Annotated in this window: 10 protein-coding genes; 2 read left to right on the top strand and 8 right to left on the bottom strand. The window is 31.0% G+C overall.

Features of this window, described 5'->3' with window-relative positions; genetic code table 11:
* Positions 1 to 13: 13 nt before the first annotated feature.
* The 4 genes from H0I28_RS02455 to H0I28_RS02440 all read right to left on the bottom strand — a co-directional run bounded on the left by H0I28_RS02455 (position 14) and on the right by H0I28_RS02440 (position 4,428).
* Positions 14 to 793: a (Fe-S)-binding protein gene (locus H0I28_RS02455; RefSeq protein WP_218733089.1), complete on the bottom strand. Its 780-nt coding sequence runs from the start codon at positions 791 to 793 to the stop codon at positions 14 to 16.
* A 177-nt stretch (positions 794 to 970) separates the two neighbouring features.
* Complete coding sequence (locus H0I28_RS02450; RefSeq protein WP_218760324.1) at positions 971 to 2,287, bottom strand: (Fe-S)-binding protein; 1,317 nt, start codon at positions 2,285 to 2,287, stop codon at positions 971 to 973.
* A gap of 23 nt (positions 2,288 to 2,310) precedes the next feature.
* Positions 2,311 to 3,282 carry an MlaD family protein gene (locus H0I28_RS02445; RefSeq protein WP_218760322.1) on the bottom strand — a complete coding sequence of 324 codons (972 nt, stop codon included), beginning with the start codon at positions 3,280 to 3,282 and terminating at the stop codon, positions 2,311 to 2,313.
* A 54-nt stretch (positions 3,283 to 3,336) separates the two neighbouring features.
* Positions 3,337 to 4,428 (bottom strand): N-acetylmuramoyl-L-alanine amidase, encoded by a 1,092-nt coding sequence (locus H0I28_RS02440; protein ID WP_218760320.1) that lies wholly within the window; start codon positions 4,426 to 4,428, stop codon positions 3,337 to 3,339.
* Between the two features lie 93 nt (positions 4,429 to 4,521).
* On the opposite strand from H0I28_RS02440, the gene H0I28_RS02435 reads away from it, so the two are divergent.
* Positions 4,522 to 7,182: a putative LPS assembly protein LptD gene (locus H0I28_RS02435; RefSeq protein WP_218752680.1), complete on the top strand. Its 2,661-nt coding sequence runs from the start codon at positions 4,522 to 4,524 to the stop codon at positions 7,180 to 7,182.
* Positions 7,183 to 7,429: 247 nt separating this feature from the next.
* Positions 7,430 to 7,810: a RidA family protein gene (locus tag H0I28_RS02430; RefSeq protein ID WP_218733084.1), complete on the top strand. Its 381-nt coding sequence runs from the start codon at positions 7,430 to 7,432 to the stop codon at positions 7,808 to 7,810.
* On the opposite strand, the gene H0I28_RS02425 is transcribed toward H0I28_RS02430, so the two are convergent.
* The 4 genes from H0I28_RS02425 to H0I28_RS02410 all read right to left on the bottom strand — a co-directional run bounded on the left by H0I28_RS02425 (position 7,803) and on the right by H0I28_RS02410 (position 14,889).
* On the bottom strand, positions 7,803 to 8,171 hold the full coding sequence (locus H0I28_RS02425) for a methylglyoxal synthase (RefSeq protein WP_068449962.1): 369 nt from the start codon (positions 8,169 to 8,171) through the stop codon (positions 7,803 to 7,805). The two genes, H0I28_RS02430 and H0I28_RS02425, sit on opposite strands and share 8 nt — an antisense overlap.
* A gap of 96 nt (positions 8,172 to 8,267) precedes the next feature.
* Positions 8,268 to 9,269, bottom strand: coding sequence for a type I glyceraldehyde-3-phosphate dehydrogenase (gene gap, locus H0I28_RS02420; RefSeq protein ID WP_218760319.1), 1,002 nt, complete (start codon positions 9,267 to 9,269; stop codon positions 8,268 to 8,270).
* A 25-nt stretch (positions 9,270 to 9,294) separates the two neighbouring features.
* Entirely contained in the window at positions 9,295 to 10,278 is a 984-nt protein-coding gene (gene pfkA, locus H0I28_RS02415; protein ID WP_165730296.1) for a 6-phosphofructokinase, read from the bottom strand.
* A 225-nt stretch (positions 10,279 to 10,503) separates the two neighbouring features.
* Positions 10,504 to 14,889, bottom strand: coding sequence for a translocation/assembly module TamB domain-containing protein (locus H0I28_RS02410; RefSeq protein ID WP_254712822.1), 4,386 nt, complete (start codon positions 14,887 to 14,889; stop codon positions 10,504 to 10,506).
* Between the last annotated feature and the right edge of the window lie 127 nt (positions 14,890 to 15,016).

Below are 15,016 nucleotides of genomic sequence, written 5' to 3'. Positions count from 1 at the left end.
TTAATGTTTTTATCTACAAATTATTAGCCTCTGCAATTAACTCTGCAATATCTTTAACAACAACCTCTGCTTCTTTTTCTTTAAATTTAATTCCGTCTGTCATCATGGTATTACAATAAGGGCACCCCGTAGCAATAATATTGGGTTTGGTTTCTAAAGCATCTTCTGTTCTTAAAACATTTATCTCCTTATCCCCTTTTTCTGCATCTTTAAACATTTGTGCTCCTCCCGCTCCGCAACATAAAGCGGTAGATTTATTGCGTTTCATTTCGGTTAAATTAACACCTAATCTTTTTATTAATTCTCTAGGAGACTCATACACTTCGTTGGCTCTACCTAAATAACAAGGATCGTGAAACGTAACTCTTTTACCTTTTAAAGTAGTATCATCTATTTTTAAACGACCTGCTGCAATTAAGTCTTGTATAAATTGTGTGTGATGGAAAACTTCATATTTCCCTCCTAAAGAAGGATATTCATTTTTTAAAGTATTAAATGAATGCGGATCGCAAGTAACAATCTTTTTTACTTCGTAACCATTTAACACTTCAATATTCATCATTGCCTGCATTTGAAACAAAAACTCATTTCCTGCTCTTTTTGCGGCATCTCCAGTAGAGGATTCTTCCGTTCCTAAAACAGCAAAATCTACCTTAGCTTGATGTAATATTTTTACAAATGCTCTCGATATTTTTTTTGCTCTATCATCATAACTTCCTGCTGCGCCAACCCAAAACAACACTTCTGGTTGCTTACCTTGAGCCATCATATCTGCCATTGTTGGTACGTTCATAACTTTGATGTTTATTCGTTTAAATGATTAATCGTGTGTTCTCGATACAAATTTATTCGTTCCTATTAAATTCACTCGAACTGACAAAAACTGAAAACTGTAACTGTTTACTGAATACTTATTTTGAAAACTACAGCTTTTTACTACCAGCTGTAACCGTAAACTGTAAACTACTTTTTACTCTTCGTTAGCCCAGTTTAATCTGTCTTGTTGATTGTATTGCCATGGAGCTCCATTATTTTCGATGTTTGTCATCATCATATTTAACTCTTGTGGTGCTGCACTTTCTTCCATTACTAAATATCTTCTCATATCCATAATAATAGAAAGCGGGTCTATATTTACAGGACATTCTTCTACACAAGCATTACAGCTTGTACATGCCCAAAGTTCTTCTGGAGAAATATAATCGTTTAATAATTGCTTACCATCATCAACAAAAACGCCTTTATTAGCATCAATATTTCTACCAACCTCTTCTAAACGATCACGAGTATCCATCATGATTTTTCTTGGAGACAATTCTTTTCCTGTAAGATTTGCAGGACAAGATGATGTACATCTACCGCATTCTGTACAGGTATAAGCATTTAATAACTGCACCCAATTTAAATCTGCAACGTCAGAGGCTCCAAATTTTTCTGGAACAGCTTCTTCCGCTCCTTCAGCTGGAGCTGCATAAGGATCTGCATCCGGATCCATCATTAATTTTACTTCCGTAGTAACAGAGTCTAAATTGGTAAACTGCCCTTTTGGATTTAGATTTGCAAAATAGGTATTTGGAAACGCTAATAAGATGTGTAAATGCTTTGAGTAGTATAAGTAGTTTAAGAAAACTAAAATACCTAAAATATGAATCCACCATGCAGTTCTTTCTATTGTATGTAAACCTTCTGGAGAAAAACCATCAAATAAAGGTGCAATAAATTGACTGATTGTATTCCCTACTCCTAATTGTTGAAAACTAACGTCTGTTGCGTTCATTACTAAAAACAATGTCATTAACACCATTTCAAAATAAAGGATATAATTTCCATCATTTTTAGGCCAACCTTTCATTTCCTTACTTAAGAAACGTTTAATATTAGATATATTTCTACGCAACCAAAAAACAATAACAGCAACAAAAACGAGTACTGCTAATACTTCGAAAACACCAATTAAAAATCCGTATATACCATCTCCTAAAAGCCCTTGAAAAACTCTGTGAGTTCCAAATAACCCATCAATAATAATTTCTAAAACTTCTATATTTATAATTATAAAACCAACATACACAATAATGTGAAGAGCTCCTGAAAAAGGTCTTTTTACCATTTTAGATTGCCCAAGAGCAATCATCAACATATTTTTTAAACGTTCAGGTTTTTTATCCGTACGATTAACCTCTTTCCCTAATTTTATATTTCTAAATAATTTGCGAATATTCATCACAAAAAAACTAAGTCCTAAAGCTAATGCTAAAGCAAAGATTATGTTTGGTAAGTATTGCATATTCGTAAAGGGTTTATGTAAAATTAGTTGTTTTCTTCTTTTTCTAATTCGTCGTCTCCATTAGGTGTATAAGGCTTTGCTTTTTTACCAAATAATGAAAAGTGTACAAATCGCTTAGGGTTCAACTTCATTTCTCTAAGCAACTCTTCTAGTTCTTTAGAAGCGTTTTCTAAATTTGTGTACATCGCTTCATCAGTAATTAATTTACCTATAGTACCTTTACCAGAGTTGATACCTTCTAATATTGTATTAACAGAAGTAAGCGTATATTCTGCTTTTTTTACAACCCTACCAATATCTGCATTTGCTAACGTATCTGAAACTTTTGCAAAATTTTCTGTAATTGTTTTTGTATTTTTTACACTTGCTTTTAAATCTGAAGAAGTAGCATCTATCATCCCGTTTACAGATGACATCATTTTATTTACTTCATTTAAAGTTGCCTCTAAGCTAGAAACCGAATTTTTTAGACTATTTTGTGTGTTGGTATCTAAAATATTGTTTACATTTTTAAACAATGAATCTGCTCTTACCATTACTGTCTCTAACTTTGCTTGTATTGGATCTAAACGCTCACCAATAGAAGTAAATAAACTAGATTCAATTTCTCCTTCAAGATAATCTCCAGAAACAGCCATTTCGCCTTCATAATTAGGTATTATTGCTAAGTTAGAACCACCTAAAGGGCTTGGAGAATATATTTTTACAATACTCTTTTTAGAGAAATCAAAATCTTTTTCAATAGCGAAATCAACTACTAATTGCCCTTTTTTATCATTTGACTTATTAAAAGCAATATCTATAACTTTACCTACTTTTAACCCATTAATAGTTACTGAGCTAGACTCCGTTAAACCACCAATATTGGTGTATTCTACTTTAAAATAACGGGTACTTCCATCAAACAAGTTTTGACCTTTTAAAAAATTATATCCCCATATAAATATGAATATAATAACAATAGCTACAATTCCTGTTTTTAATTCTTTAGACATCCATAAAAGTTTAATAACAAAACTACTAATAATTTTTGGTTGAAACCATCAAATCTATTGTATTTTAAGCGCTTCTTGTACAGAGATCTTTTCCCCATTCTTAAAAGCGACAATAAAAGCAGATGTATATCCTTTAGATTTTGCTGCCCTTAAAGATTGTTTTACACTACTATAGTTAGAAGTATTTCCATAATAATATTTATAAAAGCTCCCTACAGGAACTCTTTCTATATCTCTTAAACCCTTAAAATTATATGCTTTTGTTTCTATTTTATTTTTTCCTGAGGCAACTTGCACTTTGTATTCAATATTACCTACTACTTTGCTTTCTGATATATTATTGTTTACAGTATTTAGTTTTAAATTACCTATATAATTTAAAACAGCCGCTGTAATGGCAGTTCCCATTTGTTCTTGACCTTTTTTAGAATTTAAGTATCTCCCTTCTGTTTTATTAGTTAAAAAACCTAATTCGACCAGAACGCTTGGCATAATTGTTTCTCTTAAAACCTGAAAGTTATCTTGCTTTACCTTTCTATCGTGTCTTTTTAATTTAGATGTAAAACTATGTTGAATTAAACTAGCAATCGCTAAACTTCTATCTAAGTTTTCTTCCTGTAAAAGTGATAATCCGATTACAGATTCTGCTGAGTTAGAATCAAAACCTTTATACTTCTCTTCATAATTATCTTCATAAAAAATAGCAGCATTTTCTCTTTTGGCGATTTCTAGGTTCTTTTTATTACCTCTTAACCCTAAAACAAAAGTACCTGCTCCGTAAGCATTAGAGGTATGAGAGTCGCAATGAATAGACAGAAATAAGTCTGCTTTTGCATGATTTGCAATTTCTCCTCTTTTCCATAAATCAATAAAAACATCATCATCCCTAGTATAAACAACTTTTATATCATTCGCTTTAGATAATTTTTTACCGACAATTAACGCAACTTTTAACGCTATATTCTTCTCTTTATAACCATTACCCATGTTACCAGGGTCTTTACCACCATGACCTGCATCAATAACAACTACATATTCTTTTTGCCCAAATACTAATGATGAGTTCATTAAAAATGAGAACACAAAGAGAAAAAATAAAAGATTTTTAACTTTGATATTAATTTTGTGATTTTCTTTAATTTGCATCAATAAAATTTAACTAATTTTGGCTTCGTAAATTTGGTGTTTCAAATATTGAGCCATACTTTTAACCTTTATACAAAAATAGCATTTAAAGCCTTGCAAACAAACCTATCATACATTCTTTTATTTTGCAGCATATTTTTTATAGAAATAGGCTTTTCACAAGAACTAAAATCTGAAGATAAAACAGCAATTACTAATGTTGAGAAAGATTCTCTATTTAAAAGTAAGAGAGATTCTTTGGCATTAAAAAACACAGATTCTATTTCTTTAGATTCGATAAAACCTAAAGAGACTATAGAAGACATTATTGTGCATGTTGCTACAGATTACACCATACAAAACGCAAAAGACCAAACGGTTACTCTTTATAACGAAGCAAACATCACCTATACAGACATCGATTTAAAAGCTGGTTTAATTGTTGTTGATTATAAGAAAAACACCCTTTTTGCAAAAGGAATTATAGATAGTACAGGCTATGTGCAACGTCCAATATTTAAACAAGGAAGTCAAGAATCTGAACAAGATTCTATTATCTATAATTTTAAAACTGAAAGAGCTTTAATCTACGGATTAAAAACAAAACAAGGAGAAATGTTTACGTATGGAGAAAAAACCAAACGTATAAATGATTCTACTATATATGTAAGAAACATTCGTTTTACAACCTCAGAAAAGAAAAATCCGGATTATTACATAGCAACTGACAAAGCAAAATTAGTGCCTGGAAAAAAGATTATTGTAGGTACTAGTAATTTAGTTTTAGCAGACATACCTACACCTATATTTTTACCTTTTGCTTATTTTCCTATAACTGAAACAAGTGTATCTGGTTTTTTAATTCCTTCTTTTGATACTGGTAGTAGTGATAGAGGTATTGGTTTTCAGAATGGTGGTTATTATTTTGCCATAAGTGATTATATGGATTTAACTGTTTTAAGTGATGTATACTCTAACGGAAGTTGGGGAGCTAGAATATCATCTAACTATAGACAAAGATATCGCTTTAATGGTTCTTTTAGTTTAAACTTCGAAAACAATATAAGCGGAATTAGAGGTTTTGATGATTATAGTAAATCTAACAATTTTAACATTAGGTGGTCTCATAGTCAGGATGCTAAGGCGAGTCCTAACTCTAGGTTTTCTGCTTCTGTAAACCTTGGTAGTAGTAAATTTTTTAGAGAATCTCAAAATCAATATAATATAGCAGAAACATTAACTAATACATTTAACTCTTCTATAAATTATAGTAAAACTTTTGTGGGTACGCCGTTTAACATGAACCTTACCGCTAGTCATCAACAAAACACAAATACTGAAGCTATTACAATGACTTTACCGTCATTGACTGTAAATATGAGTAGAATATACCCATTTGCAGGAAAAAATGGTATCCAAAAAACTCCTATTCAAAAAATGGGGTTTAATTACACCATGCAAGGTCAGTATTTAATTAACACTACAGATGATGAATTTTTTACACCTAAAATGTTTGAAACAGCAAGATCTGGAATGCAACATAAAACAGGAACCAGCACAAACATAAAAGCCTTTAAATACTTTACATTGTCTCCAAGTGCTAATTATGAAGAAACTTGGCAGTTTGATTATATTCAAAAAGATTATGATGTTACCGATAATGTTGTGGTAACTGATACTCTTAGAGGTTTTAAAAGCTATAGAGAGTACAATGCAGGAGTTAGTTTATCTACAAATATTTATGGTACTTTTAATTTTAAGAAAGGAAGATTAAAAACCATTCGTCATACTTTTAGACCTTCTGTTTCCTATTCTTACAGACCAGATTTTAAAGATAAATACATAAAACAAGTACAACAAAGTGCAGATGCTACCGACTTATTAGACTACACTGTGTATGACCAAGGTATATATGGAGCACCTTCGTCTGGATTAAGTAACTCAATCGGTATTTCTTTAAACAACGTTTTAGAAGCAAAAGTGGCTCCGAAAGATCCAGATAGTGATGAAGAAGATGAGAAAATAACGCTTTTAAATAATTTAAACTTTAGTAGTTCTTATAATATTGCAGCCGATAGTTTGCGATGGTCTCCGGTTAGTTTTTCTGCAGGTACACGTTTATTTAAAGATAAGTTATCTGTTAATTTAAGTGGTTCTATGGATCCTTATAAAGTAAATAGCGACGGTGTAAGAATTAACGAGTTTAATGCAAATATTTTAAGGCTAACAAATGCTAATTTAACCGCAAATTACTCTATATCTAGCACTGATTTTGGTAAAGATAAAAAGGACAAATCTAAACAAAGTGCTAACGGAGGAGACAACAATGTAGATGTTATTGGTGCAGATATTAATCCTACCGGTAGAGATAATAGAAACAACGCAAGTAATACAGAAGAAACAGATAAAAAGAAAGAAACCCAGCTGTATAAAGCAGACATCCCTTGGTCTATCAATTTAGCATACTCTACCAATTATACAAATAATGGTATAGACGGTGGTAGCATTGGTGTGCACAGTATTATGTTTAGTGGTAATTTAGAACTCTCTCCAAAATGGAAAATGGGTTATTCTTCTGGTTACGATGTTAAAGGAGGTGCTTTTACGTTTTCTAGATTTAATTTCACGAGAGACTTAGATAGTTGGCAATTTAATTTCAATTGGGTTCCTTTTGGTACAAATTCATCTTACACCTTTTTTATAGGTGTAAAATCTTCTGTCTTATCAGATCTTAAATGGGATAAAAGCAAACCTGCAGATAGAACGTTGTTTTAAAAAAAAGTATTCAGTATTCAGTATTCAGTATTCAGTATTCAGTATTCAGTATTCAGTATTCAGTATTCAGTATTCAGTATTCAGTATTCAGTATTCAGTATTCAGTATTCAGTATTCAGTATTCAGTATTCAGTATTCAGTATTCAGTATTCAAAACTAAAATACTTAGATTCCCTCGTACGAACAATCGTAAAAACTTATTAACTTTGTTACTTTAGAATTCTCTAATTTAGAAACATAAAATCTAATGAAAAAAATAATAACAACTACAAAAGCACCAGCTCCAATAGGACCTTATAATCAAGCTGTATTAAGCGGAAATACATTATATACTTCTGGCCAAATTGCCATCAATCCAGAAAATGGAGAATTGGTTTTATCTTCCATAAAAGAAGAAACAACTCAGGTTATGGAAAACCTAAAAGAAGTATTAGCTGCCGCAGATATGACTTTCGAAAACGTCATTAAAACTTCTATTTTTATTTCTGACATGAATAATTTCGGAGAAATAAATGCTATTTACGGAAACTATTTTAACGAAGAAACAGCTCCTGCAAGAGAAACTGTAGAAGTAGCTAACTTACCGAAGTTTGTAAATGTAGAAATAAGTGCAATTGCTATTAAATAGCAATTGCCTTCATTAACAAATCTGCAGAAGCAGGGTTTGTTGCTAACGGAACGTTGTGTACGTCACAAATTCTTAACAGCATTATAATATCTGGTTCGTGAGGGTGTTTTGCATGAGGATCTCTAAAAAATAAGACCATATTGCATTTGCCTTCTGCAACTCTTGCTGCAATTTGCGCATCTCCTCCAATAGGACCAGATAAGAATTTTGTAACTACAAAACCCGCTTTTTCTGCTTTAGAACCTGTAGTTCCTGTAGAAACTAACTTTATATTTTTTGTAAGCAAAACCTCTTTGTGTTCATTTAAAAACTGAACCATTTCTGCTTTTTTGCCATCATGTGCAATAATTGCTATTTCCATAAAATAGTATTAAATTTATTTAATCTAAAGATAAAAAAAAAGCCTGATAGAAAATTAATTCTATCAGGCTTTTTATTATGTATAAGCTACTTTATATTATAAAGAAGCAGCATATTCGATTAAATCAACAATCTTAGTTGAATAACCCATTTCGTTATCATACCAAGAAACAACTTTTACAAAGTTATCGTTTAATGCGATACCAGCTTTAGCATCAAAGATAGAAGTACGAGTATCTCCAACAAAGTCTTGAGAAACTACCATATCTTCAGTATATCCTAAAACACCTTTCATTGCATCACTTTCTGAAGCAGCTTTCATTGCAGCACAAATTTCTGCATAGGTTGCTGGTTTCTCTAACTTCACAGTTAAATCTACAACAGAAACATCCATAGTAGGAACTCTAAAAGCCATACCTGTTAATTTTCCGTTTAATGCAGGAATTACTTTTCCAACAGCTTTTGCAGCTCCAGTTGAAGAAGGAATTACGTTACCAATTGCAGAACGTCCACCTCTCCAGTCTTTCATAGAAGGACCATCAACAGTTTTTTGAGTTGCAGTTGCAGCATGTACAGTTGTCATTAAACCTTCTGAGATACCCCAGTTATCGTTTAATACTTTTGCAATAGGAGACAAACAGTTTGTAGTACAAGATGCATTAGAAAAAATCTTTTGATCTGCTTTTAATTCTGTATTGTTAACACCCATTACAAACATTGGTGTATCATCTTTAGAAGGTGCAGATAATACTACTTTTTTAGCTCCTGCTTCTAAGTGCTTCCCTGCAGTTTCTTCTGTTAAGAAAAATCCTGTAGATTCGATTACATATTCAGCTCCAATTTCATCCCATTTTAAATCTGCTGGGTTTCTTTCTGCTGTAATTCTAATTTCGTTTCCGTTTACAACTAACTTACCGTCTTTTACATCAACAGTTCCTTCAAATGCTCCGTGAACTGAATCGTATTTTAACATGTAAGCTAAATAATCTACGTCTAATAAATCATTAATTCCTACTACTTGTACGTCTTTTCTATTTACTGTAGATCTGAATGCTAATCTTCCAATTCTACCAAATCCGTTAATTCCTATTTTAATCATTTTACTAGTTTTTAATTAATTATTTTTATGTTGTTATGATATCAGAAATTCTAAGTAACTCGTGGTTTATAGAATGTCCACCAGCAATTGCTACTTTAATATCTGTACTAATTACTAAATTATCTTTTAAACCTACCATTAGATTTGTTTTACCATCTAATAATAACTCTACCGCTTTTACACCTAGTCTACTTGCTAAAACTCTATCGAAACAAGAAGGAGAACCTCCTCTTTGCATATGACCAAGAATACTAACACGAACATCATATTCTGGTAAGTTTTGCTCTACATAACTAGCTAGTTCGTATACATTTTTACCAGATTTATCACCTTCTGCAACTACTACAATACTAGATGATTTTCCTGCTCTTCTACTTCTTTCTAAAGATTCTAGCATTCTATCTAACCCTAAATCTTCTTCAGGAATTAAGATCTCTTCTGCTCCTGCTCCTACACCTGCATTTAAAGCGATAAAACCTGCGTCACGCCCCATTACCTCAACAAAGAAAAGTCTGTTGTGTGAAGATGCTGTATCTCTAATTTTATCTATTGCTTCTACGGCGGTATTTAAAGCTGTGTCATACCCTAACGTATGTGAAGTTCCAAAAATATCATTATCAATAGTACCTGGAATACCTACTACAGGGAAACCAAATTCTTCGTTAAACAATACTGCTCCTGTAAAAGATCCATCTCCACCAATTACAACTAGTGCATCTACCTCACGTTCAATTAAGTTTTCGTAAGCTTTCTGTCTACCTTCTTTGGTTCTAAATCCTTTAGATCTAGCAGATTTTAAGATTGTACCTCCTTTGTTAATAATATTATGAACGCTCCTTGCATTTAAATCAACAAGATCATCTTCAATTAAACCTTCATATCCTCTATATATACCTACACAACCTAAACTATAATAGGCACAAGACCTAACTACGGCTCTAATTGCGGCGTTCATTCCTGGAGCATCTCCTCCAGAAGTCATAACTGCTATTTTTTTAATTTTCTTCATATCCTGATGTAAATTTACTGCTTTATAACCATTTAAAATAATAAAATTACGAAATCGTTTTAGGCTAATTTTCGTTATTATAAGTGAAAAGTAGCTATTTTTTTTTAATTATTTTAATGGTGTACATTAATCTTTTGTTATTATTTTTTCAGACGCAAAAATAACCATGAACTCGAAAAAATTAAATGATAAAAATCACTTTTATTTTAATAAATAGTAAGTTTATTAGTTTCCTTCAAAATTTATTAACTTATCCTTTAATCTTAGGGTAGAATCTCTTTTTATGAAAGTTTCATTTTCTCTAACACCCCTTTTCTTTCCTTTAATTTTTCTTAACAAACCAGAAAGTGTATTAAAATTAACCTGATAAGAAAGTCCTACACCTTGCGTATAGCCTTCTTCTTCTGTAGAATATTGTATTTCGTTTTGTCTATTAAAAATAACTCCTCTAAAATTACCTTCTTTATTTAATAGTATTTCAACTTTTACTTCACCAACTACACTAGATTGCGTTTGTGTACCAACAGGCACTCCCACTTTTCCGTTAATAACAACTTTATCACCCAATTGTGTACTTACAGAAACATCAACTTGATTATCTGTATATAAACTACCTATATCTGTACCACTATTTCCTTGTTGATAATCTACTCCTAATTGAAATTTACCATCAGGGTTATTTAATAAACTAGAAAAAGCTGCAGACACTGCACTAGAAGCTGTATTAGAAAAAGTTTCACCTGCATTAAAATCTGCTCTATCTGGGTTGGCAAAACTACCAAAAGCAAGTAATGATATAAATTGTGTTGTTTTTTCGTTTACATTATTATCATTTAAAATAAACTCCAACTCACTCGCAATCGATGGGTCTACATTTGTTAATTGAATGTCTAAATCTTGTTTAGAACTAAATAAACCTCCTGTAATTTTGGTTACTAGATCTACCTCTATCTTTCTATTAGAATTAAAATTTTGCAATAAAACTCCTGGGTTGGCTTTTGCTTTATAGATTGCTGTTACATCTAAATTGGCTTCATACGGATTTCCGCTCCAAGAAACGGTACCTCCTTTTTGTATTAAGAATGGTTTACTTACAATACCTCCATATTTAAAATCGTAAACACCACTATCTATCATATAATCGCCAAACATGTTAAATTTACCACGTGTATTTATCTCTATCCTTAGATTTCCTTTACCGCTACCAGTTAACTGACTCCCATTCACCTCATCTATAACTACCTGAGCCGTTGCGTCTCTTGTTACATCTAAATCCATGTTTAAAGACAATCCTTTAATAGCTTCTAAGGCAACCTCTTTTTGTTTTTCTTGAATTCCAGTTTCCTTCGTTTTAAAATGGATTAAATTATAACTATCTACGGTTTCTATATCTTTTAAAGGAACAACAAATGCAGTACCAGGCATGGTTTTAGCGTTAATATCTATTGTTAATTGATCTGTTAACCCCGTAATATTAGCTGTACCATCTATAAAAGCAGATCCGTAATAAAGTGATTCATCAGTATTTTTAGTATCTAAAACTAATAAATTATTACTTTCTATTTCTATATTTAAAAACCACTTTTTAAAATTCAAATGGGTTATATCACCAATAAGCCTCCCACGGCTTTTATGCTTGGTATCTACCAATTTTACTTCTTCAAAAATAAACGACTGTTCTTGTAAACTGATTATAGATTCTCCTTCAAAATCATAATCTACATTAAGATACGGAAACTTTAAACCTGCATTTTTAAGCGTTAAAGTTCCTTCCATTTCGGGGTTCCCTAAGAAACCTCTTAAAGAAAAATCTCCATTTGCAGTACCTCTTATAGAGGATAAAACGTCTTGACCAAGCGGACTAAAAGCATCTAAACCAAACTCTTCTAAGTAAACATCTAGATCTATTAAAGGCCGTTTTTCTGAAAAATCCAAAGAACCAGTTGCTGCAATACTTTTTACCTTTTCATTATTTATAGATAAATCTACTTGATACTTTTTATAAGAATTATTTCCTTTTACATTTAAAGATAAATCTCCTTGCTTAAAATTATTGACTTGAAAATCTGCAATAGAAAGTAATGCTTCCGGATTGTAAACACCTTTACTTTGAACAAAGTCTACATGACCAGACAAAACTCCCTTTAACGCAAGGCTATCAATCTTAGGTAAAAAACTCTCTAATTTCACTTTTGTAAAATCTGCTAAAAGTACTTTCTCAGAATCTCCTTTTACACTACCAGAAAACTCTATTTTTTGCTCGCCAGAAGTAAATTTAAACTGACTAAAGTTAAAATCATTTTCTTTGATATTGAAAGTAACTTTATTTTTATTTAATACGTCTGGGTTAATCTCCCATGTATTTTCTTTAAATATTAAGGATGATTTTTCGAGACCAACAACAGATTTCCCTTCCGGATTAAATGTATAGAAAAAATCGAGATTAAAATTTTCGTTCTTTTTATTACCTCCTTTAAATTCTGATTTAAAGTACAAGGTATCATTCTGATTTAAACTTAATAAGTTTAATTTAGAAACATTATAATATTTTGTATTTACTTCGGATGCTGTTAAATGGGAATTATAAAGCGGGTTCTGATTATCTGTTCTTAACAAAATATCTTTTAGCTCATTGCCATAAGCTTCTATTTTGGGCGAAGAAAACGTTAACCTTAATTGGTTTTTATCTGCTTTAATTTTACCTTTTATCTTTGTATTATTATCAATAGAAACCTCAGGAAAAAAAACCGTAACAATTTGATTATAGATCGTGAAATTAAAATCTAGAAACTGATTTGGTGCTACAGTAAAAGGTGTATAGTTTGTATAAACACTACCCAACGCATTTTGTGCAACGGGTAACAGTTCAGAAAAAGAAAATTTACCCGTAAGATATCCTTCTGCAATATCTTTAGAAACTACCTCTATTGTTTTAATACTATCTTTTAAAGAAGATAATACATTAAATTCTTTAAAATTAAATTCTTCTTTTTGGTTTGTGTATAAAATATTCGTAAAAGTTGCTTTTCCAGTAATATCATCAAAGGTGTTTCCTTCTACATCTAATTCTATATCACCCTTTAAAACAGCAATACTATCTCTTGTAAAAAGGTTTGTTTCTTTTAAATTAAGGTACTCTATATTCGATTTAAAATCGAACTTATTGATGTCTGTAGACAAATCTGCTAATCCGTTAAACTTCATTTTAAAGTTAACGTCATCTATCTTTAAATCTCCATCAAATTTATTATTTTGATACTGACCATTTGCTTCAATATTTTTATAGGTATACTTTTTAAAATTGAGCGCTGCAACAGTACCTATAAAAGAAGTATTAATATTATCTAATTTAAAACCACTACCTTTTACATCTCCTTTTAGGGAAACATTACCAAATAAAGGATCATTAAATAACTCACCAATATCAAACATATTTAACGCTATTTTTCCGCTGTAGGCGGCATAATCAATATCGTCTATATTAGAAATTTGCAAGTCGGAAACAACATTCCCTATTTCAGATTGTAAATCTAAATTGGCTTTAATTTCTTTAGAAGTAACATGTACTTGCCCTTTTAAAGTAAATCTTCCAAATTTAGCAAATTCCGATGGCAGTGTTTTTCCCAAAACGTTCGGTAAAATACTTTTTAAGTCATAATAAGTAGCTGCTACATCTCTTAAATTACCATTAAAAATAAAACCTTTTTCAGAATCTACCGCATTTACAAAACCTAAATCCCCAATTACTTTAATCCCTCTATTAGAACTTAATCTAAGATTATTTAACGAGAAATTATTTAACCTTCCTTTAAAGTCTCCAGTAAAAGTAACGATATCATTTCCATACAACTCTTTATAATACTTCTTTAAATCTGGTATAGAAATGGTGCTTTTATTAAAATCTGCTATAATATCTACCTTATTATTAAAGTCTATTAAATCTTCTCTTTTGTAGTTAAAAGCTATGGTGCCTTTAATATTTGATTCTCTAGTTTGTAATGATGTATTTACAAAATGCATTTCCGTTCTAGAATACGAAAAATCGGTTGTTAAACTTGTAACCTCTAAACCTCTATTATCTACAAAAAAAAGCCCTCTTATATTCGATGAAAAATCAGGTCCATAAACTAATAAGTCTTGTAAGTTTCCACCACCATTACTTGCGGAAAACAAAATAGGATTGTTACTATTTTCGTTAATCAATTTATAATTTAAATCGCTTACATAAACATTGTCAGACTTTAAGATAAAAGGCTTGGAGAGAGAATCTTTTGGTGTACCATCATTAAAATTATCTATAAAAACAGCCATAGAATCATCTTTCTCTCCTTTATAGGTTTTCATATAAACATAAGCACCGTCTAAAGAAATACTACCAAGATTCACTTTATTATCTAAAAAATTCTTTGCATTTAGAATGGAACTCGATAATTTTTTAACATAGATTAAAGTATCTTGATGATGGTCTTTAATATCTACTCCTTTTAATTGAATGTTCCCTAAAAGGGATAAGTCTATTTTTTCTATAGAGATATTCGTATTAAAATCTTCATTAAGTCTTTGGGTGGCATAACTACCTAACTTTGTTTGTACAACAGGTAAAGAAATCAAAATAAAAATGAACAGCAAAAAGAGTACAAAGTACCCAAGCCATTTCAGTATTATTTTTCCAACTTTTTTGATAATTTTTTCTATTTAAAATGAGTGTAACAAAGATGATATATAGTAATCAAAAACG

The sequence above is a fragment of the Polaribacter sp. AHE13PA genome (genome assembly GCF_019278505.1).
In the GTDB taxonomy this organism is placed as follows: Bacteria; Bacteroidota; Bacteroidia; order Flavobacteriales; family Flavobacteriaceae; genus Polaribacter.
This window is presented reverse-complemented; position numbering and strand designations above follow the sequence as displayed.